Origin of the sequence: Lentzea fradiae (assembly GCF_900100955.1) — a bacterium.
Taxonomy (GTDB): Bacteria; Actinomycetota; Actinomycetes; order Mycobacteriales; family Pseudonocardiaceae; genus Lentzea; species Lentzea fradiae.
Genome location: NZ_FNCC01000017.1, coordinates 20467 through 44478, shown reverse-complemented (window position 1 = coordinate 44478; position 24012 = coordinate 20467). Strand labels below are relative to the sequence as shown.

Below are 24012 nucleotides of genomic sequence, written 5' to 3'. Positions count from 1 at the left end.
TCACTCCTCGGCAACGGTCTGACGGCGCCGCTGGCCGACGTAGGAAAGCGCGAACAGGAGGACGAACGCGAAGAGCAGGCACAGCAGCGACACCGCGATGGACACACCCGCGTTGCGCTTGCCGAGCAGGTTGACCTGCACTTGTAGCGTGTCGAAGTTGAGCAGCGACGCGATGGTGAACTCGCCGAGCACCAACGCCACCGCCAGCAGCGAGGCGCCGATCAGCGCGACGCGGATGTTCGGCACGACGACCTTCCACAGCACCGTGAACCACGACGCGCCGAGGCTGCGCGCGGCCTCGGCCAGCGTCTTCAGGTCGATCGCGGCCAGACCGGCGTCGATCGCGCGGTAGGCGAACGGCAGCACCAGGATCGTGTAGGCGAACGTCAGCGTCAGCGCCGAGTCGCCCAGGAAGTAGTTGACCCACGCGTAGAGCGGCGCCATGCCGACCACCAGCACGATCGCGGGGATCGCGAGCGGCAGCAGGCACAGGAACTCCACGATCCGCTGCAACTGCGGGAGCCGCAGCCGGATCCACGCCATCGTCGGCACGAGCAGCACCAGCATCAGCACGGCGCTCGTGATCGACAGCAGCAACGAGTTGACGAGGGCCTCCATTAACCCTTCGTCGTCGACGATGGACGTCCACGACTCCAGGCTGCGCGTGCCGTTGCGGCCACGCGTGGAGAACTCCGCCATCGCGATCAGCGGGAGGACGAAGTAGACGCCGAGGACCAGCAGGATGACCGTGCGCAGGACGCGCTGCTTCACTACCGAACCCACTTGGCCACCCTCTTCTGCAGCAGCACGTTCACGCCCATCGCGATGGTCACCACGACGACCATGCCGAGGCCGAGCGCCTTGCCGAGGTTCTCCTGGCCCAGCACGACCTCGCCGGTGAGGAAACCGCGGATCTGCAACGGCACGATCGGGCTGCCCTGCGAGACGAGAGCCGCGGCCGTGGCGTAGGCGCTGAAGGCGTTGGCGAACAACAACAGCAGCGCGCCGAGGAACGGCGGCAGCAGGATCGGCCCGCCGACGTGCCGCCAGTACGTCCAGGTCGTGCCGCCGAGGCTCGCGTTGGCCTCGCGCCACTGCGGCCGCAGCCCGTCGAGCGCGGGCAGGAACACGATGACCATCAACGGGATCTGGAAGAACGTGTAGACGAGCGTGAGGCCCGGCAGCTCGAACAGCCACGCGCTGCCCGCGAACAGGTCGATGCCGGCGTTGTCGCGCAGGAACTTCGTGACGAGACCCTCGAAGCCGACCGTCGCGAGGAACGCGAACGCGAGCGGCACGCCGCCGAACTGGGCGAGCACACCGCTGCCCGCGACGACGACCCGCCGCAGCATGCCGTCGGGGTTGCCGACCGCGATGGCCCACGTGAGCAGCGCACCGAAGACCGCGCCGATGGCCGCGGTGAGCGCGGAGAGCTGGATGCTGCGCACGAACGCGTCGAAGACGACGCCGGTGAACAGGGTGGAGAGGTTGCCGAGCGTGAACCCGCCGTCGGAGTCCTGGAAGGCCCCGAACAGGACGAGCACCGTGGGGTAGACGAGGAAGGTGCCGGCGAAGGCGAGGAACGGCACCGCGACGAGCCACGCGGCCGGAGACGGCCGACCGGCGGCCCCACCTTTGGTCTTGGTGGAACCGCCGGGCGTCGTCGCTACGGGAGCGACACTCGTCATCCGATGGCCTGGGCCCAGGTGGCGGTCAGGACGGCCTTGGCCTTGTCAGCCTGCTCCTGCGTCTGGAACACCTGCTTGCCGTCGGTCTTGGGCAGCTTGTCCTTCGCGGCCTGGTCGGCCTTGTCCCCCATCTTGTCCAGGCGGACCGGGCGGGACATGCCCTTCAGGTACAGGTTCTGGCCCTCGTCGGAGTAGAGGAACTCCTGCCACAGGCGCGCGGCGGCGGGGTGCGGCGCGTCCTTGCTGATGGCCTGGTTGTAGTAGCCGCCGATCTGCGCCTCCGCCGGGACGACGACCTGCCAGTCGAGCTTGCCCTTGAGCTTCTCGGTCTGCGCGGCGTTGGTGTAGTCCCAGTCGATGACGACCGGCGTCTGACCGGACTCGATCGTCGCGGGCGACGGGTCGACCGGCTGGAAGTTGCCCGCCTGCTTGAGCTGCTTGAAGAACTCGACACCGGGCGCGATGTCGTCGGCGGAACCGCCGTTGCCCAGCGCCGCCATCACGACACCGGCGAACGCGGCACCGGCCTGCGTCGGGTCGCCGTTGAGCGCGACCTTGCCCTTGTACTCCGGCTTGAGCAGGTCCTTCACGCTCGTCGGCGCGGGCACCTTGGCGGCGTCGTAGCCGATCGACATGAAGCCGCCGTAGTCGCCGTAGTACGCACCGTCCGCGTCCTTGAGCTCAGCCGGGATGTCGTCCCAGGTGCTGACCTTGTACGGCGCGAACATGTCCTTGTTGGCCAGTGCGACGTTCAGGCCGAGGTCGAACACGTCGGGCGCGCGGTCGTTGCCCTTGAGCTGCTTGGCGGCGTTGATCTCCTCCTGGCTGGACGCGTCCGGCTGCGCGGAGTCGACCTTGATGCCGTACTTCGCCTCGAACGCCTTGATGATCTCGCCGTAGTTGGCCCAGTCCGGCGGCAGCGCGATGACGTTGAGCTTGCCCTCCTGCTTGGCGGCCTCGACCAGCTTGTCCATACCGCCGAGGTCGGCCGCCGAGGTGGCGGTCGCGGCGGCGCCGGCCTGCGTCTCCTTGGCGGGCGGGGCGCCACAGGCCGCCACCGCCAGCACCAACGCACCCACACCGATCAGTTTCGTGGTGACGTTCGTTCGCTTCAGCACAGGCGGAGGATTCGCGGCGACGGCTTTCGTTGTCAAGCCAGCCGCGCCGGTTGAGACCTTCTCGACTCCAACCGTGAACTCGGAACTTCTCAGAGGTTGCGACTGAATGCTCTCCGTGCATCGCCGAGATGTCGTTCCGTGATCCCGGTCGCAGGGTCGACGTGCACCAGGGCCGTGGTGAGATGTCGTCGCTTGTGGACGAACTCGTCACGCCGCGCGGGATGCAGCCCGAAGTCGTCGTCGAACCAGACGAGCGGCCGTTCGTAGCCGTAGCGGGCGACGGCGGGGTACTTCCACCCGTGCTCGTCGTGGAACTCGACGACCTTCAGCGCGGGCAGCCCGATCCGCGGCGCGATGTCGGTGTTCGCCCGGTGCATCCAGCTGGTGGCCCAGGCCAGCTCGGCGTCGAGCTCACCCGCCAGCTCCAGCAGCGCGGCGCCGTGCCGGGGATCGAGGTGGACGCGCAGCTTCCGCCGCCACCCGACCCTGACGTCGAACGGCCGGTAGCGGGGCGGCTTCGGATTCGCCGCCCACGGGTTGAGCGGCCCGTCGACGTCGACCAGGATCAGCGGTCTCACCCCGCCCAGCATGCCCGAGCCGGAGCCACCACCTGGCCGCCACCGGCCAGCCCGCCCCGCACGACGCTCACGAAGCGCGCCGCGCGGAGCACACCGCCGACTCGCCCCACCGGGCCCCGTACACGAGCCCCGGCAGCAACCGCCGGAACCGCAGGTGGACGTCCCCGGCCCGGTCCACGGCCTGCTGCAACCCGCCCGGCTCCGCGTCTGACCGGGGCAGCACCCCGTCGAACGTGCGCACGATCCGCTTGCCGTCGTGCTCGAACCGCACGCGCAGGTCGAACAGGTCGCACGGCCGGTCCGGCACGTGCAGCACGCACGGGTGCATCGCGTCGCGGTGGGAGATCCGGTAGCGCAGCGCGAAGTCGTGGGTCTCGCCGCGTGCCAGCGGTGTGGCGAGGACGAGGGTGAAGCCGGGGCGTTCGAGGCCGCTGCGGTCCCGCAGCGTGCCGCCGTAGAGCAGGTGCACCTCCACGTCGCGGCGGCGCACCGGGAAGACCGGCGCGAACTCCAGCGAGCCCACCCCGTCCTGGTCGGCGACGACCTGGTAGCGCTCCAGCACCTCCGGCTGCCCGCGGTCGAGCGTCACCGCCACGGACAGCTCGGCGGGGTGCCAGCCGCCGGTGTCGCGCCGGGTGGTGGTCGCGGCCAGCTCGGCCAGCTGGTCGACCGCCTCGTCGACGCGGCGGCGCACGGTGCGGGCGTCGCGGTCGATCACGGCCGCCACCCAGGCGACGCGTTCCTGGTAGAGCGGGTGCCTGGCCTCGGAGGTGAGGCCGAACGCCGCCCGCGCCGGCAGCTGCAGGTCCTCCGGCAGCTGCTCGACCAGCTCGGTGAGCCGGGTGACGAGCTTCTGCTTCGCCGCCACCGGCCCGTCGGACCCGGTGATCCCGCACGCGGCCGCCAGCGCGGGCCCCACCCTCTCCACGATCCGCCCCGCGTGCACACCCCGCCCCTTGCGCAACGTCTTCAGCTCGTGGACCAGCTTCGTCGTCATGTCCGCTCTCCTCCCCTTGCCGCTCCCGGGCGGCCCCTTGCCCACTCCGGTGCGGCGGAGGCAGGGTGCGTCGGCCGTGTGGACCAGAAGTGGACACGCCGTGGATCGGTCACACGCACTCACGCCGGAGGGCCGTTCGCGCCACCGACGACGCGAGCGCGGTGCCCAGCCGCACGCCGTCACGGCCGAGGAAGACCCGGGACGTGCCGATGCGGTCCAACGTCCGCTGGTCGACGACGCCCAGGCCGAACGCGATCATCTCCGGGCACGACGCCGTCGCCGTGAGCCGCGCCAGCGCGACGGGCCACCCGGAATCCGTCGCCCTGCCGTCGGAGACGAAGAACAGGACGGGCCTGCGAACCCCCGTGCGCTCCGCCCTGAGGCTCTCGACGTCACGTTCGACGACACCGCGCAGGAAGGTGAACACCGCACCGAAGTGCGAGCCGGACTCCTGACGTGCCACGACGGGCGCCGCCTCGTCGAGCGCGGGCGCGAGCGGGTGCACGACCGCCGGCCGGTCGGCGAAGGCGACGACGCAGAGCCGGACCTGTGCCGCGGACCGCCGTTCCGCGTGCACCACCCCCCGGAACTCGCGCAGACCGGCGTTGACCTCGTCGAGGTGGCCGGTCATCGAGAACGACACGTCGCACACCACGTAGCAGGGCAGCACATCGGGCACCATCTGTCTTCTCCTCGGCACGAAGCGTGACTCCGGAGCACCGTGACCTGATCGTGTTGATCAAAGGTGGACAAAAAGCGGATACATCGACACGCCTGCGCGTCGCCGTACGACATTCCTCCCAGACTGGTCACCGGGAATCGAGGAGGCGGCGTGGAGTTCCGGATGCTGGGTCCGCTGGAAGCGTGGCACGGGGACGCCCCGGTGCCGCTGGGAGACCAGCAGCAACGGTTCATCCTCGTCGTGCTCCTGTTGCACGTGAACAAGCCCGTGTCGCCCGAGCGCATCACCGAGATCGTGTGGCCGGAGCAGCCGGAACGCAGGTCGCTGGTGCGCGGGTACATCAACAAGCTGCGCAAGGCCGTCGACGGCACCGGTGCCGCGATCGAGCGGACGGCGACCGGGTACGTGCTGCGGGCGGACGAGGACGACATCGACACCGTGCGGTTCGACCGGCTTCGCGAGGACGCCGCGCAGGCGCTGCGGGACAAGGACGAGCCGCGCGCGATCGAGCTGCTGCGGGAGGCCGTCGCGTTGTGGCGCGGCCGGTTCCTGGAGGACATCGACATCGACAGGGTCGGCGGCGCCGAGGTGATCCTGCCGGACGAGAGCTACCACGACGCCCTCGGTGACCTGGCCGAGCTGGAGCTGGTCTCCGGCGACCACCGGTCGGCCAGGGACCGGATGCGGAAGGCCGTCCGCGCCACCCCGGAACACCAGAAGTACGCCGAGCTGCTGATGCGCGCGCTCATGGCGGGCGGTGACCGGGTCGGGGCGATCCGCGTCTTCGAGGCCGCGAGCACCGCCCTCGCCGAGCAGGGGTTCGAGCCGGGGACGGTGCTGCGCAACCTCGCCGAACGCGCCCGGCGCGGTGAGCCCGGCAGCTCGCTGCCGTCGCGGCCCGGCGGGTTCACCGGCCGCACGGCCGAGCTGGAGACCATCGAGGCCGCGGCGGCGGGACCGGGCGAACGCCGCGCGGTGTGGATCAGCGGCGCGCCCGGCATCGGCAAGACGGGACTGGCGGTGGAGGCCGCGCACCGCCTCCGCCACCGGTTCCCGGACGGGCAGCTCCTGGTGCGGCTCAACGGTTTCACGCCCGGCGTGGCACCGATGACGGTGTCCGACGCGCTGACCCACCTGCTCACCGAGCTGGGCGTGCCCGCCGAGCAAATCCCGGACACGGTGGGCCGCAAGGCGACGGTCTACCAGTCGCAGCTCTACGGCACGAAGACGCTGGTGGTGCTGGACAGCGCCGCGTCACCCGAGCAGATCCGGCCGTTGCTGCCGGAGGCGCGCGACTGCTTCGCCCTGGTCACGAGCCAGAAGATGGGCGAGCCCGACATCGGGGAGCACGTCCGGCTCGCGCCGATGGCCCCCGACGACGCGTCGACCCTGTTCCGCAGGCTCACCGGCTCGGCCCGCGTGCGGGGCAGGGCGGCCGACGTCGCCGGGCTGGTGAAGCGCTGCGGGTACATGCCGGTGTCGATCACCGTCGCGGCGGCGTTGCTGCGCAAGCACGACAGGTGGTCGCTCGACCACCTGCTCGGCAGGCTCGACGACAGCGGCGCGTGGCGGGACAACGCCGCCGTCCACACGTCCCGCCAGCTGCTCGACGACCGCCAGCGAGAGGTCTTCCGGCTGTTCGGGCACCTGCCGGGACCGGCCGTCGACCTCGTGGCCGCGGCGGCCCTCACCGGCAACGACATCGCCGACACCCGCAAGCTGCTCTACGACCTGCACGAGGTGTGCCTCCTGGAGGAGGTCGCGCCGGACCGCTACCAGATGCTCGACTCCATCAAGGAGTTCGCCGCGCTGGAACCGCCACCCGCGGAGGCGTTGCCGCGCCTGTTCGACTTCTACCTCGTGACGCTCGCGAACGCCGTGAAGGTCGCGTACCCGTTCGACCGCGCGGCTTTGCCCTCCGTGCCCCAGGAAAGCCCGTACGGCCTGGAGTTCGACGACCAGGCCCGTGCGCTGGCGTGGATCACCGCCGAGCGCGACAACCTGATGGCCGCGATCCGGCGCTCCGGCACGGACCACGCGTGGCGGCTGGCCGCGTTGATCTGGCGGCACTTCAACACCGCGAACCGCTTCGAGGACTGGATCGACGCCGCAGGCTCCGTGCGGCCGGACGACGACTACGGGCTGGCGCACGTCGAGATCCGCCTCTCCGCCGCGCACGACAGGTGCGGGCGGCACGAGGAGGCGCTGGCACTCGCCGAACGGGCGCTGCCGCGCTGGACGCGGCTGGGCGACGTGGCGGGCGAGGCGGGCGCGCTGTGCGCCATCGCCGTCTCGGCCATGCAGCTCGGCGACCACGACAAGGCGGTGGCGAACTACGAGGCCGCGCTGGGCAAGTACGCGGAGTGCGGCGACCTGCGCGGACAGGGCCACGCGCTGAGCATGCTCGGGTACCTCAACGAACAGCACGGCAGGTACGAGACGGCGTTGCGGCAGCAGGAGGTCGCGGTGACGTTCCTGCGCGAGAGCGGGCACCTCCAGGGGCTCGCCCACGCGTTGAACAACGTCGGCGCGAACCGCCAGCACCTCGGCATGCTCGACGAAGCCATCCCCGACCACCTGGAGGCGCACGAGATCGCGGTCGAGCTGGGCGACCTCTGCGTGGCGGCCTACGCGCTCACCAACATCGCCGACGCGCACCGGCTCGCGGGCCGCATCCCGGAGGCGTTGCACCACCACGACCTCGCCGCCAAGGCCGCCGCCGGGCTGGCGGACGCGGAGCTGCAGGCCCGGCTGTGCCGGGACCGCGCCGCCACCGAACGCGACCGCGGCGACCTGCCAGCGGCCCTGCTGCTGTACCGGTCGTTGCTCGACGTGGCCACCGGCACCGGCAACCGCACGCACCGGTCCCACGGCGAGATCGGCATCGCCCGCACGCTGCACGCCCTGGGCCGGCACGCGGAAGCCGTGCCGCACTGGGACACGGCGGAGTCGGTCTTCCGCGAGCTCGACCAGCCGGAGGCGGACCAGGTGCGGGCGGAACGAGCAGGGCTGACCTGCCCGTGCGGTCAGCGGTGAGCCAGGAGCCGTTTCAGGTCGGGGTAGATCTCGCGCACCGCGCCGTGGTTGTGCCACCGGCCCAGGGTCCTGGCCAGTTGCCGCAGGTCGGCCCTCACCGTCGCCGAGTCGACGTGCGCCACGTCGTCCAGGACGTGGCCGAGCGAGCGGCAGCTCTCGTCGACCTCGCCCGACAACGCGTGGGCGAGGGCGCGCCGGGTGCCGAACCGGGCACGGGTGCGGCGGGACGTCGCCGGCACGGACGCGAGCACGCGGTCCAGCACCTCCGCCGACCTGGCGTTGAGCCCGAGGTCGGCCAATGCCCAGCCCCTGGCCAGCTCCAGCGGGTCCGGCGCGCTCGACCCGAGCACCGGGTAGGCGCTGTCCTGCCCGGCGTCCGCCATGCGCCGCGCCGCCAGGTCGAACGCGCGTTCCGCCGCACCGCGGTCTCCCGCGAGCGCGTGGCCCTGCGCCTCCCGCCGGGCGGCCAGCGCCAGGACGCGTGAGCTCGCGCTGCCGATCCACTGCGCCTGCTGGGCGAGACCGATCGTGGCGGCAGCGTCCTGGCGGTACAGCGCGACCCCCGCCTCGCGCACGAACGCATAGCTCGCGATGTCCGGATCTCCCGCCGCACGGGCGAGTTCGGACGCGTGCCGGGTCCACCAGAGCGCGCCGTGCTCGTCCCCGGCCTCCTGGCACATCCAGCCGGTGTGCTCGGCGATGCGCGCGGCGAGCCTGAGCAGCCGGGTGCCGACCGCGCCCGCGTTCTCCCGCGCCAGGTCGTGCACCGTGTGCTGCAAGGCTTTCAGCGGTTCGAGCACGAGCTGCGGACTGGTCCGCAGGCCGAGGGCTCGCAGCTGTTCGAACGACGTGCGCATCCCGGCGATCACCTGCTCGTCCGGCACCGGCCGCTGCCCGCCGCCGGTGAGCGCGCCAACGCCCAGCACCGTGCCCGCCACCAGCACCTGGCGGCGCCCCAGCGCCCGGCCGTCGGGCGGGGGCGATGCGCTCCGCACGGCCGCCTCGACCAGCCGGCCACCGACGTCCAGCACGCCGTCGCACAACCGCGCGACCGTGGGGCTCGGCGGTTTCAGATCGTTCTCGATCTTGCTCAGATAACCCTTGCTGTAATGGATCAGCTTCGCCAGCTGCCCCATCGACAACCCCGCCGCGACACGGTGCGCACGCAGCAACTCACCAAAAGTTTCGGACACGACTGCCTCCCGCTCCGGCGTGCGCCGAGTACATCACCACTGCCGTTGTCCCGCAATCGCCCCGGCCTTTTCCGACAAAGACCGGGGCGATCGCGCTGTCACCTCACCCGTGCCACGGGTTGCCCCCGCCGTCGGGCGCTTCGGTGGTGGTCGTCGTGGTCGGGGGCTTGGGCGGGTTCTCCCCGTCCGCCACGGCCGTGACGCCGCCGGACACCGAGGCGGCGACGGCGACGGCGGTCAGCAGGGTGGCCGCACCGGCGGCGAAAGTGGACGCGATTTTGGACATGGCGAATCCTCCGAAGGGATCGGAATTGATTTCCTGAATTCCGCCCGCTCGGTGCGGGCTCCCTTCGAGCATTCGTCCTGGGAATGCGCGGAACCAGGTGTTTCCCGTTGCCTGCCGCAGCGGTCAACACGTCCACTCCTCATCCACTTCTGGTCAACACCGCGGGTGCACGATGCGCGCGCACCCGGCCGCCGGCCGGGAAGCCGTGAGGGAGGTAGGAGTGACCGAATCCGCGACCTACGACATCGCCGTGTCGTTCGCAGAGGAGCAGCGCGCCGTGGCCGACGAGGTGGTCGAGGCGTGTCGTCAGCGCGGCCTGACCGTGTTGGAGAGCAACGACCTGCCGGAGGCGGAGGTGCGTTTCCTCGTGCCGTTCGTGACCAGCGCCGACGAGGTGGGCACGACCGACGAGCACGTCCTGCCGGTCCTCACCGGCGAGGACGACCCGTCGTCACCGCACCTGCGCGCGAACGGCCACCTCGTCGACACGCTGGTGTCGCGCGTGGAGGAGGCCGAGACCGCCGGCCTGGCACGCGTGCCCGTCGCCGACCTGGTGGCCGCGCTCAAGCAGCCGGAACCGGAGGCGGCTGCCGTGCAGGAACTGGAAACCGGGCAGGAACTGGAAACCGGGCAGGAGCTGGAGCCCGCGCCAGCGCTGGAACCCGTGCAGCCCAAGCAGAACCCGCTGCGCACCCTGGCCGAGCAGTTCGCCGCCGCCTCCCCCGCCCTCGCCAAGCGCGCCCTCTCCGGCACGATGCTCATGGGCGACACCACGGTCGCCGTGCGCGTGGAGCGCGAGGACAACACCGTCTACGCGGTCGAGCTGCACGACGACGACACCGTGAACTTCGTCGTGGTCGGCGGCTCGCCTGACCAGTTCTCCACGCTGTGGCAGCGGATCGAGGACATGCTCAGCGCGTAGGTCCACTGAGGACGCGAAAGGGCGGTGCCCCCTTCCGGGGACACCGCCCTTCGTTCACTTCCGGGCCCGCTCCAGGACCTCCTCCAGCCGCAACGGGCTGGGCGGATGGTGGCTCAGGCACAACGGCGCCCGCATCCGCCGGAACCCGAACGTGTCCCCGGTGACGTAGAACTGCCCGCGCTCCAGCCGCGAGATGTCCGCGACCGTGCTTCCCTTGGCACGAGCCATCTCCGTCGCCGCCGCGATCTGCGCGGGACTGTTCAACCGCCCGAAGAACTGCGTGGTGGCGTTACCGGTGATCTGGTTGTGCACGCCCTTCGGCGCCTGCGTGGCCAGCAACAGCCCCAGCCCGTACTTGCGCGCCTGCGACGCCAGCAGGATCGTCGTCTGCGTGCTGGCCGTGACACTGCCCGACGGCGCGATCGTCTGCGCCTCGTCCATCACGAGCAACCCGCCGAGCGGCCGGTCCACCGCCGGGTTCCGCTTGATCCAGGCGAAGATCTCCAGCTGCAGCTGGCTGATGAACCCCTGCCGCTGCTCGTCGGACGGCAACCCGACGAAACTGATCACCGAGATCCGCGCCTTCTTCCCGCGCGAGGGCCGCAACAACACCCCGGGATCGGTCGGCTCTCCCTGCCCACCGAGCAACGGGTCGTTCACCATCGCCGCCCGCAACGTCTCCGCGAGGTCAGCCGCCGTCGACACCGCCGACTGCAGCAGGCTCAACCCTTCCGGCAACTCCGCCAGCAGGTCCACGAACCCGTTGAGGTCCCGCCGATCCTTGCGCGCGTAGTACCGCAACGCCTCCTTGAGCACAGCCCGCCCTCGAACAGCGAACTTCGTCTCGTTGGCGATCCGCGCGTGCGGCACCAGCCGTGCCACCGCGGCCTCCACAGCGGCGGTGAACTCGTCCTCGTCCGACCGCACCTCAGCAAAGTCAGGCAACGGGTGGAACACCAACGGCCGCCCACTGGCCCGCCCCGGCGTCCACACGACGACCTCGGTCCCGCCCAGGTACTCGGCGGCCCTGGCCTCGTCCCCGTCCCGCCACTCCCCCGGCGCCTGCGGCCACGCGTCCCCGAGCCGCGCCAGGTCGTTGTTGGGGTCCAGCACGATCGCCGAAACCCCTTGCAGCGCACACTCCTCGACGATCCGCCGCAACAACACCGTCTTGCCACTACCGGACCCGGCGAACACGATCGCGTGCTTGCGCAACGACTCCAGCGCGATCCGGATCTCCCCGTCCACCCCGAGCACGATCTCCCCGTCCCCGGCGGGCTGGAGCTGTTCCTCCACCGGCGTTTCGGCGCGTGCCTCCGGCGTCTTCAGGTTCGGTGTCTTCTCGCTGGGCGTCTTCTGGCTGGGCGTCGGCCGGCCCGGGGTCTTTCGCCGGGGCGGAGGACGCGTCTCCTGGTGCCCGCTCCTCGCACCGGCCCGCGCCGGGTCGGGCAGGATCGTCTTGAGGAACGTGCTGCTGCTGGCCGGTTTCCGCGCCACCAGCCACGCGAGCAGCTGGTGCGACTGCGACGACCACATCTCCTTGAGCGCGATGAACGTCCGCAGGTCCTCGTCCGACACGTCGATGCTCTTGCCACCGCGCTGGACGAACTCCGCGACCTCACCCCTGGTCTTCGCCCCGGTCCAGCCCTTGCGGCCGTTTCGGATGAGCACGAGGTGTTGCCCGCGGGCCTCCTCGGCCGCCGCACGGGCATTGCGGAACCGCCGCAGCACCGTGTTGCCGTGCCCGCTCGCGATGAGCCGGAACAGCCAGCGCTCCTCGACGTCCCGCTCCTCGTCGACGGTGTGCCGCAGGCTGGCGTGCAGGCTCTTGTCCTTGGCCTGCGGCTCGGGATGCCACGCCAGGTCGTCGTTGCCGATCTCGGTGACCCAGGACCTCAGCCCCGCCAGCAACAACGCCGGCATCACGTCGTCCTCGTTCTGCGAGCGGAGGTCGGCGGCGGCGTGCGCGGCGCTCTCCCGCAGCCGCGCGAACCGGACGTCGAGCTCGACCAGGTAGTCCGGTTCGGGTCCCGCCTTCGGCGTCTGCTCGGGTGCCGGCGCGGGCGTCTCCTCCCGCTGGGGCTCCTGGAACGAGCGGAGCTCCCGGACCTCGCCGTGCAGGCACGCCTCCGCGTGCGAGTGGATCCGCTTGAGCAACGTGCGCGGCGTCTCCATCTGCCAGTCGTCGCCGAACGCCTCCGGGGACACCGGCCAGGTCGGGTGCGGAGGCGTGATGCCCTTGCTCCCGTAGATGACCGACAGCCACTTCTCCACCAGCGCCTTGCCGATCCCGGGATCGCTGATGGCGCCGAGGACCGGCGTGAGGGTGAACCGGTCGCCGACGGTGTCGCTGGCGGCCTGGCGCAGCTTGGTCCAGGTCGTCGGCAGGCAGGCGACGATCGTCACCGTCCGGCGGGTGATCTCGCGCAGCTGCATCAACCCGTCCGAGATGAGCGCGAGCTCCCGCGCCTCCTCCGGGCTGAGGTCCTCCTCGATGAGGTCCTGCGACTTGTTGACGACGGTGTCGAGCTGGTCGATGGCGATCACGCACGGACCGGTCATCGCCAGCACCCGCGAGATGTCCCGCACCACCTGCTGCGCCGGCTTCGTCTTGGCCGACAGGCCCCACGCGGCCCGCTCGCCCTTCTCGTCGTCCAGCCCTTCCAGGTAGTTGCGGCCGACGGACGAGTGCCGCGACGCGTACAGGACCAGCGCCCTGATCACCTCGTCGCACTCGCTCGCGATCCGCGCGTCCACCTTGTGCAGCCCGTCGACCAGCGCGTCCAGGTGCTCGGGCGTCAACGGCGCCTCGCGGACGATCGCCTTGGCCACGTCCGCGGGCAGGTCGGCACCGCGGCACAGCTCCCGCAGCAGCACGATCAGCTGGAGCTGACCGCTGTCGTCGGTCCTGAGCAGCTCACTGCGCATGGCGTCCGCGACGTCCTCCCAGAACATCGCGGCCGAGCTGATCTCGATCAGGAAGAAGTAGCCACCGATCTCCTGCACCATGCTGCGCACCGTGCCGAGCAGGTGCGTCTTGCCGACTCCCTTGCGACCCTGCAGGACCAGCCCGATGGGGTTGGAGCCGGTGCTGTCCCTGGCATCGTCGATGGCGGTCCTGATCCGGTGCTCCGCCCTGGTGTGCAGGCCGTCGACGTGGGACGGCGAGGTGCGCCAGACGTCGTCCGGCGTCTCTGCGGAGTTGAACCGCAGGACGGCCAGCGCCTCCCGCAGGTGCTCGGTCATGACTCCTCCATCGCCACGAGGTGCAGGTCCTCGCTGCCGACCCGCAACGCTGCGGCGTGATCCTCCGCGGTGAGCACCTTCGTGTTGGACTCGGGCGCGAGGTGCACGGTGCCGGTCTTCATCATCTTGACCAGCGTCTCGTCGACCTCACCCCGCTCGGCGCCGTTCAGCCGCGGCCGGATGCGGGCGAGCCGGATCCAGTCCTGCGGCTCCACCGCCAGCTCCTCGTACACGGACCGGATCAGCGACTCGATGTCGCGGGACCGGATCACGTCGACGAGCGTGCCGCGGTCCTGGTGGTGCCGCACGAACTTCTTCAACAGCCCGAAGACCACCCGCGCGTGCGAGGTGGACCTCGGCGGCAGGTCACCGTCCACGAGGTCCTGCAGGCACCAGGCGATGCCCTCGTCGGTGATCTCGTGCACCATCGGCCGGACGTCGTCGGACGTCCTCATCAACCCGGCCTTGTTCAACCTGGCCCGCCCCTGCGGGGTGAGCTTCACCCGGTGCAGGTTCGCCAGCTCCGGGTTGGGCACCTGCCGGCTCTCCAGCATCAGCACGAGCAGCGCCGCACGTTCGGGGGCACCAAACTTCTCCGGCATCATGCCGCCTCTCTCAGTCGGTGAACGCGTTCAGTCGTCGGTCGATGCGCCGCAGCAGCTCGGCCACGGCGGCCCGCAGCTCCGCGGGCATCGGGATCCGGGCGCCGTTGCCGTGCGCCTTGCCCAGCAGCGCGAGATCGGCGGAGAGGTCGAGCATCAGCTCCACGTCACCGCTGTCGAGCGCCTCCGTCATGCCGCGCACGGTGTCCTGCGCGAGCGCGAACCGCCCGGCGTAAGGCATCCGCTCCGGCAGCCCGCGCAACGCGGCCGCAGCCGCCACCAGCGCCTCCTGGTTCGGCTCGTGCTCGGGCTCGCCCTGGATGAGCGCGTGCAGCTGCCGCGCGACCAGCTCAGGTTGGTCCCCCAGCTCGATAGGCCGCAGGTTGCGCAGGAACCCGGGCAGCCGCTCGCGGTTCGTGCCCCGCGACAGCACGCAGAACAGCTGCCGCTGCCCACCCTCCGGCCCGATCGCGTGCCGCAGGAAGCGTTCCGCCTCGGTGATCTGCCACCGGCTCGGCTCACCGTCGACCAGCAGGCACAGGTGCTCCGCCGGCACACCGGCCCGTTCGAGGATCTCCGGGTCCCCGGACACCGACCGCTCCGCCCGCACGCCGAGCGCGTTCAGCTGCGCGACGAGCTCCTCGGTGGCCCGCAACAACGTCCGAGGGCTCGACACCAGCAGGTCGAGGGCGAAGTCGCGGTGGTGGTTGCGGGCGGCGGCGACGTAGGCGTCGCGGTTGTCCTCCAGCACGTCCGTCCGGTCGAACCCCTGCGCGATCACCGCGGCGATCGTCTCCAGCGCGTAGGAGATCTGGTCTGGAGAGGGGACGGGTTCGTCCAGCACGGGCACCTGCTCGCCGAAGCTCCAGTAGGAGACGTACGGAACCGTGAGGTGCCGCAGCATCCGCTCCTCGGGAACGCTCTTGACGAGCCAGTTCTCGAACAAGGGGGTGACGACCTGCGCGCACTTGCGCTGCCAGGCGTCCGCCCGCTCGTACTCCACGCGGTTGTCCAGCCGTGACAGCACGGGCAGCACCGTGTGCCGGGGCCGGTCATAGGGCATCCGGTCGCGCGCGTCGTCGGCACGCCGGGCGATGTCGACGACCTCGTCCAGGTTCTGGTCGTTGGCGGTGAAGACGACGACCAGCCGGTCGGGCAGGTGGGCCGTGCAGATGCTCGCGATGTCGGAGATGCCGGTCCGGCTGTCGATCAGCACGAAGTCGTGCTCGGCGGTCCAGATGTCCCGGCACGTCTCGAGAAAGGTCGCGAAGCCGCGTTCGTACAGGTCAGTCCAGTCGATCGACTGCATGCGGCGCATGTAGCCGCGGTCCATCCGGCCGGAGGCGAGCAGCGAAAGCGAGCCGGTGCCCTCCACGCCGACCTCGACGATGTGCGGGGCGGGCCTTTTCGCGCCGGCGAGGAAGTCGTGCGCGAGGTCGATCACCCCGCCGTCCGGCACCCGTGTCATCTGCGGCCCGAAGTAGTGGTGCAGACCGGGGGCCTCCAGGTCCCAGTCGACCGTCAGCACCCGATATCCCCACCGGGCGAGCAGCACCGCGATGCTGGCCAGGGTGAAACTGCGGCCGACGCCGCCCTTGTACGAGTAGAAGGTGATGACGGTCCCAGCCATGGTCAGAACCTCGGAATCTGCGGAGGCGGCATGAGCGGGGGCTGCGGCGGGTCGACGTCGGGCCAGTCCGGCTGCCACGGAGGCGCCTGTTTGGCGAGCCGGACGAGGTCCTCCGCCAGCTGGTTGACCCTCGTGTGGAATCGCAGGTATTTCTTGCTCTGCTGGTAAACGGGATCCGGGTGGGCGACGTCCTTGAAATTGACCCAGGACCGCTCTTTTTCCTCCGGCGGGAAGTTGTCCGAGTCGGAGTAGAGGATCGGGTAGATCAGTCCCTGCGACACCTCGACGCTCGCGAGGCCCAGCATCTCCTCCCTGGCCCGCATGCTCCTCTGCTCGGCCATGCACCAGCGCGACTCGTAGTACTGCGGGGTCAGCAGCTGGATCATGATCTTGCTGTGCCGCAGCGCGTCCTGCAGGTTCGACGGCCAGTGCACACCCCGCTCCATCGAGCGGTCGACGTACACCGTGGGCGTCGGCGCGTACTGGTCGGCCAGACATTCCCGGAGCTTGTCGAGGAAGTGGTTCAACAACCACCGCTGCACACTGCCGTGTCGGCAGTAGCTGATGAAGAAGTCGTACTTGTAGCCGGACACGGGAAGGAACAGTAGATGCGACCACTTCCCGATAAAAGACAAAAAAGTGGGCATTTACCGCTGTTCCGACCAATAAATGGACAAAAACAGGGCGCTTCGGGGTGAACAGCAAGAAGCCCCCGATCGATGTTCGATCGGGGGCTTCCCGGAGAAGTGGACGATACTGGGATTGAACCAGTGACCCCTACCGTGTCAAGGTAGTGCTCTCCCGCTGAGCTAATCGTCCGAGCGGATGACGAGACTCGAACTCGCGACCCTCACCTTGGCAAGGTGATGCGCTACCAACTGCGCTACATCCGCGTTGCGCCTCGGTTTCCCGTGGCGCGAGGAGAACTTTATCCGACGGTCCCCCGAAGTTCCAAATCGGCTGATCTTGAGGCCGCGACGCCCGCCGGCACCCCTCGGGAACACGTCCGGAAACGCCAGCGGGGCCCGGTGCGCTGTGCACCGGGCCCCGCTGGGTGATCCGAGTGGACGATACTGGGATTGAACCAGTGACCCCTACCGTGTCAAGGTAGTGCTCTCCCGCTGAGCTAATCGTCCGAGGCGGAGACGGGAATCGAACCCGTGTACAGGGCTTTGCAGGCCCTTGCCTAAGCCACTCGGCCACTCCGCCAGGAGCATGAGTCCACAGCGGACAACCACTGAGGACCCACAGAGCGGATGACGAGACTCGAACTCGCGACCCTCACCTTGGCAAGGTGATGCGCTACCAACTGCGCTACATCCGCGTGCACCACTGACTTCGTGATGTTGAAACAACCATATACGAGGGGTTCAAGCGGGTTTCACCGGGGGTACCCGCACCGCCTACGCGGGCCCCCTACCTCGGAAAACTCAGCTCAGGTCGTTCGAGATGAGGTGCGTGAGCGCCTCGTCGACGTTGACCCACAGGTGCTCGTTGCCCGGCACCACCACGTCGTAGGTGCGGTCGAGGAAGTCCGCGAGCTCCTGGGCGGACGCCTCGAACATGGCGTGCCCGGAGGGCGAGCTCAGCTCGATCACGACGACCTCGGGGTCGTCGGCCGCCGGGCGGATGCGGACGTCACCGTCGCCGGCGTCGGCGATGAGACCGTCCGCGAGCAGGTCGCGGGCGTACACCCACTCGACCCAACCGGCACGGCCGGTGCGGAACGCGGCCACCACCGCGTACGGGTCCTTCGTGTCGTATCGCAGCTCCACCTGGACCGGGACCGCGGGGGTCCTCGGTGCCAGCAGGTCGAAGACCGCTGTCGAGCGGAGCGTCACGTGATCGTTGCGCATCGTCGTTACCCTCTTCTCCCTTCCCGGTCAATGAAACGACCGAGCACCTCAGTTGTGACGTGCATGTGGCGAGGAACGCTCGCGATCCGGCCTCAGATCACCCCATCGGGTCATCTCAGCTGCACAACGCGACAGGATGTGCGCGTTCCGTGGCCTCCTCGCCGTCCAGCCGATGTCCAGTGCACCCCATCTTGCTGGGTCTACCCTGAACCCGGTACCGGCTGTTGCGCGAATGTTGGACGTGAGGACTTTTCCGGTGGCTGAACCGCCCGGTCCACCCGCCGCGCCGAGCACCGGCCGGCCACCTGACGCCGACCTGGTCCACAGGCTCGCACAAGGCGATCGAGCGGCGTTCGGCGAACTGTACGACAGGTACGGCACACCAGCGTATTCGCTGGCCAGACGCATCTGCGTAGACCCTGGACTCGCCGAGGACGTGGTCCAGGAGGCGTTCCTCGCGCTCTGGCGGCATCCCGCCAGGTTCGACCCCACCCGCGGAAGTTTCGGCACCTGGTTGATGACTTTGGTGCACCACCGCGCGGTGGATGCCGTACGTAGGGAAAACACCCAACGCCGCCGAACTGTTCCCCTGACCGACGATGATTCCGCATTCGTGGAAAGTTCCGACCACCAGGCGCTCGCGAGCGTGGTCAGCGCGGAGGTCAGGGCGGCCCTGCACACTTTGCCCGAGGAACAACGACAGGTGATGGCCCTCGCCTACCTCGGTGGCTACACCCAGGCCGAGGTGGCGAAACTGACCGGCGTCCCCCTGGGCACTGTGAAGTCGCGCACGTTCGCGGCGATCAGACGCCTGAGAGGCACGCTGGGAAACTTGTGGGCAGGCGAGACGACGGGAGTGGAACGGTGAACGGCGGCACGTGCCCCCACGAGGAGCTCGCCGTCGGCTGGGCGATGCACTCCCTGGAACCGAACGAGGAAGCACAGTTCCAAGACCACCTGCCAACCTGTGAGGGGTGCCGGGAAACAGTCCGGTCGACCCAGGAGGTCCTGGCGGGCATCGGTGGCTCCGTCCACCAGGAACAGCCACCGCCCCGCCTGCGCGCGAAGCTCATGGAGCAGATCCAACTCATCCCCCAAGACGACGCACCGCCCCCGCGCCACGAGGAGCCCACTCCCCTACGCCGCCCCCGCCACACCGCCCGCACACTGCTGGCCGCAGCGGCAGCCCTGGCCGTCCTGGCAGGAGGCAGTTATCTGGCCGTGCGCGTGAACCAACTTTCGAGTGAAGTCACCGCAGCCCAGTCCCGAACGAACGACCTGGCCAAAGCCCTCTCCCTGGCCGCCGACCCCGCCACGAACAGGGCAACCCTCCGCACCGGCAACGGCACCGAGGTAGCAGTGGTCCTGTCGAACCCCACCGCAGCCGCCGTCCTCCCCCTGAACCTGCACCCGAACGACTCGGGCCATGTTTACGTAGTTTGGGGTGCGAGCACGCCGTCGCCGGTACCGTTGGCGGTGTTCGACGTGCACGCAGGCTCGACCGACCCGCAACAGCTGGCCTGGTCGTCCGAGGCACACAGGCACACGACCTTCGCGGTGTCGCTGGAACCAGGCCGCCAAGCCCCGGCACAACCGTCGGAGGTGCTCGCGGGAGGCCAGGTTGCACCCGCCTGAGTCCCAACAGGATGATCCACACATGACGAAGCCCGACGTGAAGCCCGAAGAGCACAAGGGCTGGCGCCACTGGTTCCACCGCAACCCGGCGCTGAACCTGGCGTACCGCATCGGCGTGGGCGTGATCGGCGGCATCGTGCTGATCGCCGGCGTCATCATGATCCCCTACCCCGGCCCGGGCTGGCTGGTGGTCTTCGCGGGCCTGGCGATCCTCGCCACCGAGTTCGAGTGGGCGGGCAAGGTCCTCCAGTTCGCCAAGCGCTACTACGACCGCTGGGTCGAGTGGCTGAAGCGCCAGCCGTCCTGGGTCCGCGGCCTCGTGATGGCCGGCGTCTGCGGCATCGTCCTGGTGACGTGCTACTTCCTCAACGTGTTTGCGCTGGTAGGAGGCTGGTTCGGCCTCGAGTGGAGCTGGTTGCAGAGCCCGATTTTTGGTTCTCGTTGATGATGTTGTAAGCTATGGCCACACCGCGAGAGCGGGACAGCAAGACAACAGAACACGGGCGTTTAGCTCAGCGGGAGAGCGCTTCGTTCACACCGAAGAGGTCACTGGTTCGATCCCAGTATCGCCCACACAAGCCGGAGGGGCTCTGATCTGCAAAGATCAGAGCCCCTCCGGCTTTCTGCGCACGCCGACGATCGCCCGCACCAGGCTGCGGGACACAAATCCGTACACAAACAGGGTCTACGGGGTCACTCAGTCCCTCTCGGCAGGAATAGACCACTGATGCTCTCCGCGGCTCCTGCATCGAGGTCCGGGATGTCCTCGGTGTAGGTGTCGAGGGTGAATGCGACCGTCGCGTGTCCCAACCTGCTGCTCACGATCTTCGGATGCACTCCGGCACGCAGCGAGATAGTGGCGTAGGTGTGACGTACGTCATGAAGCCGAATGCGCGGGACCTTCGCCCGGTCCACGAGCCGGTTGAATTGCTCGGTGATTGTGTCGGGGTAGATCGGCCGACCGTCCTCCCAGCAGAACACCAGACCGTGGTCCTGATAGCCGGTACCGAATGCGGCCTTCTCCTCCTCCACCTGAGCGAGGTGCCGACGGAGCACCGCCACTGTGAACTTGTCGAGCGCGATCTGCCGCCGACTCTTCGCGCTCTTCCCCGTCCCGCTCTTGACCGCCCCGGCCGCGACCACACGCGTCGCCTTCATACGGACAACCGCCGCGTCCAGGTCGAGCGACGCGAAGGTCAGCCCGCACAATTCGGAACGCCGCATTCCGGTGGCCGACACGAGCACCCACAGCGCGTACAACCGTTCCGGACGAGCGACCTCCAGAAACCTCGTCAGCTGTTCGGGCTCCCAGGTGTTGTGAGACCGGCGGGGAACCGCTGGCGGGGTGACCCGGTCCATCGGGCTGCGGCTGATGTACTCCCACTTGAACGCGGTGGTCATCGCGGAACCGAGCATGATGTGCACGCTCTTGACCGTCTTCGGCGACAAGCCCTTGCCCTGCGGAACCGGCACGCGGCCGACCTCGTAGCGCTGGAACGCTTTGCGAGCAGCGGCGTACGAGACTCCGACCTTGTCCGCGACCTCACGGGGCCGGATCTCCCGCCTGCTCAGCCGAGCGTCCTCCCACAGCTCGAACATCTCCCAGTTCGTGTCACGCTTCCGGCGTCCCTCCCGCAACAGGTGCTCGTAGAGCGCTGCGATCACCGACGGCACGATCTCCTGCATCGGCCGCTTCCCGATCCACGGCAACACGTACGCCCTGGCCAACCTCTCGTAGTTGGCCGCGGTGGTCGGCTCCGTGGTGATGCGCACGTGCGGGAACCAGCGCTCGAAGAAGTCGGCCACCTTGGCTCTGGACGGCTTGACGTAGGTCTCGGTGGCGACCTCCGCCTGCGCCTTTTCCATCGCCTCCCAAGCGTCGTCTTCGGTCACGAACCCGCTCTTGCGGATCTGCTGACGCTCGCCCGTCAGCGGGTGCTTCTCCCCATCGAACGAGTACGTCCACGTGTTGCCGCGCTTGAAGACGCTGCCCTTCAGCTTGCGGCGCTTCGGCTTCCTCTTGGTCATGCTGCTTCTGCCTCCGGAGCGAACTGCTCGTCGGACTCCAGGAACTCCACGAGCCGCGCACGAACGACGTACACGCGTCGCCCGAACCGCTTGATGCCGGGCAGCTGGCCGGCGTCGGCGTAGCGGTAGGCGGATGCGCGGCTGATGCCGAGGAGTTCGGCGGCTGCAGGGACAGAGATGAGAGCTGGCTGCTGCTTGGACACGGGTGCTCCCTGGAGACCGGGCACGCCGGAGCCTGGACAGTTTGGACAGAATGGCCACAATTGGCCGTGCGGTGTCGTTTGCACTGCTCAGCGCCGGTGTGCGGTGATCTTGGATCGCGTGGACACAATCGGACAGAATCTGGACACAATTGCCGCGCGTCCGGTCGGTGGTCCTCGGGCCGGTGGAGCGGCCGGAATTCTGTCCGAGTTGTGTCCGATTCTGTCCAGCACGGGCATGATCAACCCACATGCCCGCGACCTGCGGAAACCGAACTTGATCATGGATTCTGACCATTCTGTCCAAACTGTCCCCGGTCGGCGGACAGGTGGACCGGGTGGACGAGATAGGTCGGGCTCGGCTTGCGCCCTGCGCCGTGCCGTTCAGGCGGGGGCAGCTGGCGGATGTGGCCGTGCTCTTCGAGCAGGTCCAGCGCCGGGCCGATCTCGCTCGCGGAGGTGAACCGGCCGCGGTTGGCCCGGTGCGCCTCGCGACGGGTGAACTGCGGCAGACGCTCGCCCGCGATCCAGGCGAGTAGCGCGCGGGCATCGTCGTATGCCTCGTCCCTGCCCATGTGGTCGAACGCTCCGAGCGCGTGCGCGAGGAAGTACGAGCCCAGTTCCCGAGCACGCGCGAACGTGCTGACGCCGATCTCGTGGTGCCACGCATCGGCGGGCCGGTCCGCCAGGTGCAGCAGCGCGGCGAGCCGGGCCACGGTTCCGGCGTACTTGCCCGCCCAATCGGCGATGTGGTGCCAGGCACCGCGCGGCCCCAACTGGGGCTCGATCTCGGCCTGCAGCGCGAACATCGCCTCGTCGGCATCCCTGCTGAACTCGACCACCTCCGGTGCCGACCAGGACGCCAGTTGCAGCGTCAGGCCACCGATGCGGGCGCGGTAGTCCGCCGCGACGTGCTCGGGCACCTCGGGAACGCGGATCTCGCGGTGCCCGACGGTGCTGGCCGGCAGCGAGTACAGGAAGCGTCCGAGCAGGCCGCGTTCCTTGGCTGCCTTGATCTGCCCGAGGTCGCGGACGATCTGCGGCTGCACGACGAGCCCGAGCGTGAGGTAGGCGTGCTCGATCACGTCGGACTCGCGGCCCTGGCGGTCGACTTCGAGGTACTCGCCGGCGTGGCCACGTAGGAAGACCTCGTAGTTCGGGGTGCCGGAGTAGCGCCCGGCGATGTTGGCGACGATGCCACCCTCGGGCGCGAGCACCGCAAGGCGTCCGCCCTGCTCCGCCATGATCGAGGCGGCTTTCTCCGCGGTGATGTCGTCGACCACCAGGCGCGGCGGCACCGGGACCACCAGCTCACGCGCACGCAGAGCTGCATCTCCGGCCAGCCCGATGGACGCGAGATCGGCGGTGCTGGCGGACTTCTCCAGCTTCTCCGCTTCCCGCTCTGCCACGGCTTTTTGGATGCGGGCCTCCTCGATCCTGGGCAATGCGAGTTCGACGAGCTCGGCCTGCGCCGCGCGGATGGGTCCTGCCATCGCGGCGAACACATCCGACTTCCGCGAGCCGGGCGGCAGGGCGACGATGACGAACAGGTTCACCGGCTGCGTCCAGCCCGGCCGGATACGAGCAGTGATGCGTCCACCTGCGGCCGTCGACAGCGCGGCCAGCGCGACGCACCCGGCGAGATCAGGCGGGGTCTGGGTGAACTCGGTGACGGCGTTGACCATGTCGGCCATCCATCCGGGCAGCACGTCGACCGGGAACGGCGGGAGCGCACGCTGCGCCGCGGTGAGCGGGACCGGCGGTTCCCACGTGTCTCCGAACTGGCCGGGATCGTCCGGCACAGCACGCAGAACGCGCGCAGCCCCGCTCTCATGCGGGTGCGTGTTCGTCGCGTTCATCAGTGGTGCCTCCAACTGCGGTGTCTGGAGTGGACGGAGAGGGTGCCCGGTACCGGCGCGCGGCCGGTACCGGGCCAGAGGTGTTACCTGCTGATGGCCGGGAACTTCACGGCGTGCGCGGCGTCGACCGCCTTGGCCGTGTGCTTCAGGACCGTGTTGGCGGCGCGTCCGGCGGTGAAGAACGCCACGCTGGCGTCACCGATCGAGCCGGTGGCCTTCACACCCTGCTCCCTGGCCGTCTCGACGAGCTTGCCCAGCGCGGTGTCGATCGCGAGCAGGATGTCGGTGAGGTCCTTCGCGATCTGGTCACCGGCGTGGGCGGCCGTGGTGATCTCGTCCTTCTTCGCGAACTCGAAGCTCTTGGCGGAGTTGGCCGCGTTGAGCGCTTCGACAGCGGTTTCGAGGTGGGACAGGAACGTGCTGCACTTCGACATGTGTTTCTCCCTGGTTATCGGT

22 protein-coding genes and 6 tRNA genes are annotated in these 24012 nt (G+C 69.3%); 6 read left to right on the top strand and 22 right to left on the bottom strand.

The genetic code is table 11. The features are described 5' to 3' along the window. From BLT23_RS33255 to BLT23_RS41100, 6 genes are all read right to left on the bottom strand, one after another. Complete coding sequence (locus tag BLT23_RS33255) at positions 1 to 783, bottom strand: ABC transporter permease (protein WP_245744465.1); 783 nt, start codon at positions 781 to 783, stop codon at positions 1 to 3. Next, positions 771 to 1688 carry an ABC transporter permease gene (locus tag BLT23_RS33250; RefSeq protein ID WP_245744463.1) on the bottom strand — a complete coding sequence of 306 codons (918 nt, stop codon included), beginning with the start codon at positions 1686 to 1688 and terminating at the stop codon, positions 771 to 773. Before BLT23_RS33250 ends, BLT23_RS33255 begins: the two co-directional genes overlap by 13 nt. After that, positions 1685 to 2806 (bottom strand): ABC transporter substrate-binding protein, encoded by a 1122-nt coding sequence (locus BLT23_RS33245; protein WP_090057113.1) that lies wholly within the window; start codon positions 2804 to 2806, stop codon positions 1685 to 1687. The genes BLT23_RS33250 and BLT23_RS33245 overlap by 4 nt, the downstream gene beginning before the upstream one ends. A gap of 89 nt (positions 2807 to 2895) precedes the next feature. After that, positions 2896 to 3384 (bottom strand): HAD domain-containing protein, encoded by a 489-nt coding sequence (locus BLT23_RS33240; protein WP_143036123.1) that lies wholly within the window; start codon positions 3382 to 3384, stop codon positions 2896 to 2898. A gap of 67 nt (positions 3385 to 3451) precedes the next feature. Beyond that, positions 3452 to 4381 carry a hypothetical protein gene (locus BLT23_RS33235; protein WP_090057106.1) on the bottom strand — a complete coding sequence of 310 codons (930 nt, stop codon included), beginning with the start codon at positions 4379 to 4381 and terminating at the stop codon, positions 3452 to 3454. Positions 4382 to 4490: 109 nt separating this feature from the next. Continuing rightward, positions 4491 to 5063: a vWA domain-containing protein gene (locus BLT23_RS41100; protein ID WP_090057102.1), complete on the bottom strand. Its 573-nt coding sequence runs from the start codon at positions 5061 to 5063 to the stop codon at positions 4491 to 4493. Between the two features lie 150 nt (positions 5064 to 5213). Here BLT23_RS41100 and BLT23_RS33225 point away from each other — a divergent pair, with 150 nt between their 5' ends. After that, positions 5214 to 8099, top strand: a complete 2886-nt coding sequence (locus BLT23_RS33225; protein WP_245744462.1) for an AfsR/SARP family transcriptional regulator — start codon at positions 5214 to 5216, stop codon at positions 8097 to 8099. On the opposite strand, the gene BLT23_RS33220 is transcribed toward BLT23_RS33225, so the two are convergent. Beyond that, positions 8090 to 9292, bottom strand: coding sequence for a helix-turn-helix domain-containing protein (locus tag BLT23_RS33220; RefSeq protein ID WP_090057098.1), 1203 nt, complete (start codon positions 9290 to 9292; stop codon positions 8090 to 8092). The genes BLT23_RS33225 and BLT23_RS33220 overlap by 10 nt on opposite strands. A gap of 103 nt (positions 9293 to 9395) precedes the next feature. Continuing rightward, positions 9396 to 9578, bottom strand: a complete 183-nt coding sequence (locus BLT23_RS33215; protein WP_090057094.1) for a hypothetical protein — start codon at positions 9576 to 9578, stop codon at positions 9396 to 9398. Positions 9579 to 9798: 220 nt separating this feature from the next. Between BLT23_RS33215 and BLT23_RS33210 the strand changes: the two genes are divergently transcribed. After that, the gene (locus BLT23_RS33210; RefSeq protein ID WP_245744461.1) at positions 9799 to 10500 is read left to right on the top strand and encodes a hypothetical protein; all 702 of its coding nucleotides are present in this window, start codon (positions 9799 to 9801) and stop codon (positions 10498 to 10500) included. Positions 10501 to 10554: 54 nt separating this feature from the next. Here the strand turns inward: BLT23_RS33210 and BLT23_RS33205 are convergent, their stop codons facing one another. From BLT23_RS33205 to BLT23_RS33160, 10 genes are all read right to left on the bottom strand, one after another. Beyond that, positions 10555 to 13746 carry an ATP-binding protein gene (locus BLT23_RS33205; protein WP_090057087.1) on the bottom strand — a complete coding sequence of 1064 codons (3192 nt, stop codon included), beginning with the start codon at positions 13744 to 13746 and terminating at the stop codon, positions 10555 to 10557. Then, the gene (locus tag BLT23_RS33200; RefSeq protein WP_245744459.1) at positions 13743 to 14351 is read right to left on the bottom strand and encodes a hypothetical protein; all 609 of its coding nucleotides are present in this window, start codon (positions 14349 to 14351) and stop codon (positions 13743 to 13745) included. Before BLT23_RS33200 ends, BLT23_RS33205 begins: the two co-directional genes overlap by 4 nt. A gap of 10 nt (positions 14352 to 14361) precedes the next feature. After that, a complete protein-coding gene (locus BLT23_RS33195; protein WP_090057084.1) occupies positions 14362 to 15978 on the bottom strand; it encodes a tyrosine-protein kinase family protein in 1617 nt (538 codons plus the stop codon). A 2-nt stretch (positions 15979 to 15980) separates the two neighbouring features. Further along, positions 15981 to 16571 carry a TIR domain-containing protein gene (locus tag BLT23_RS33190; protein ID WP_090057081.1) on the bottom strand — a complete coding sequence of 197 codons (591 nt, stop codon included), beginning with the start codon at positions 16569 to 16571 and terminating at the stop codon, positions 15981 to 15983. Between the two features lie 154 nt (positions 16572 to 16725). Further along, positions 16726 to 16797: transfer RNA gene (locus BLT23_RS33185), tRNA-Val, on the bottom strand. Position 16798: 1 nt separating this feature from the next. After that, a tRNA-Gly gene (locus tag BLT23_RS33180) sits at positions 16799 to 16871 on the bottom strand. A gap of 171 nt (positions 16872 to 17042) precedes the next feature. Then, positions 17043 to 17114, bottom strand: a tRNA-Val gene (locus BLT23_RS33175). A 1-nt stretch (position 17115) separates the two neighbouring features. Beyond that, positions 17116 to 17187: transfer RNA gene (locus tag BLT23_RS33170), tRNA-Cys, on the bottom strand. Between the two features lie 42 nt (positions 17188 to 17229). Continuing rightward, positions 17230 to 17302: transfer RNA gene (locus BLT23_RS33165), tRNA-Gly, on the bottom strand. 106 nt (positions 17303 to 17408) lie between these two features. Further along, a complete protein-coding gene (locus tag BLT23_RS33160; protein ID WP_030477975.1) occupies positions 17409 to 17834 on the bottom strand; it encodes an SsgA family sporulation/cell division regulator in 426 nt (141 codons plus the stop codon). Between the two features lie 256 nt (positions 17835 to 18090). Here BLT23_RS33160 and BLT23_RS33155 point away from each other — a divergent pair, with 256 nt between their 5' ends. From BLT23_RS33155 to BLT23_RS33140, 4 genes are all read left to right on the top strand, one after another. Next, positions 18091 to 18702, top strand: coding sequence for an RNA polymerase sigma factor (locus BLT23_RS33155; RefSeq protein ID WP_245744457.1), 612 nt, complete (start codon positions 18091 to 18093; stop codon positions 18700 to 18702). Then, positions 18699 to 19469, top strand: coding sequence for an anti-sigma factor (locus tag BLT23_RS33150; RefSeq protein WP_090057073.1), 771 nt, complete (start codon positions 18699 to 18701; stop codon positions 19467 to 19469). The genes BLT23_RS33155 and BLT23_RS33150 overlap by 4 nt, the downstream gene beginning before the upstream one ends. A 22-nt stretch (positions 19470 to 19491) precedes the next feature. After that, the gene (locus BLT23_RS33145) at positions 19492 to 19914 is read left to right on the top strand and encodes a TIGR02611 family protein (protein ID WP_090057071.1); all 423 of its coding nucleotides are present in this window, start codon (positions 19492 to 19494) and stop codon (positions 19912 to 19914) included. 56 nt (positions 19915 to 19970) lie between these two features. Further along, a tRNA-Val gene (locus tag BLT23_RS33140) sits at positions 19971 to 20042 on the top strand. A 120-nt stretch (positions 20043 to 20162) separates the two neighbouring features. Here BLT23_RS33140 and BLT23_RS33135 read toward each other — a convergent pair. The 4 genes from BLT23_RS33135 to BLT23_RS33120 all read right to left on the bottom strand — a co-directional run bounded on the left by BLT23_RS33135 (position 20163) and on the right by BLT23_RS33120 (position 23990). Then, positions 20163 to 21497, bottom strand: coding sequence for a tyrosine-type recombinase/integrase (locus BLT23_RS33135; RefSeq protein ID WP_090057067.1), 1335 nt, complete (start codon positions 21495 to 21497; stop codon positions 20163 to 20165). After that, positions 21494 to 21700 carry a helix-turn-helix transcriptional regulator gene (locus BLT23_RS33130; protein WP_218133961.1) on the bottom strand — a complete coding sequence of 69 codons (207 nt, stop codon included), beginning with the start codon at positions 21698 to 21700 and terminating at the stop codon, positions 21494 to 21496. Before BLT23_RS33130 ends, BLT23_RS33135 begins: the two co-directional genes overlap by 4 nt. Positions 21701 to 21978: 278 nt before the next feature. Further along, complete coding sequence (locus BLT23_RS33125) at positions 21979 to 23556, bottom strand: YfjI family protein (RefSeq protein WP_090057060.1); 1578 nt, start codon at positions 23554 to 23556, stop codon at positions 21979 to 21981. A gap of 83 nt (positions 23557 to 23639) precedes the next feature. Then, positions 23640 to 23990, bottom strand: coding sequence for a hypothetical protein (locus BLT23_RS33120; protein ID WP_090057056.1), 351 nt, complete (start codon positions 23988 to 23990; stop codon positions 23640 to 23642). Positions 23991 to 24012: the final 22 nt, after the last annotated feature.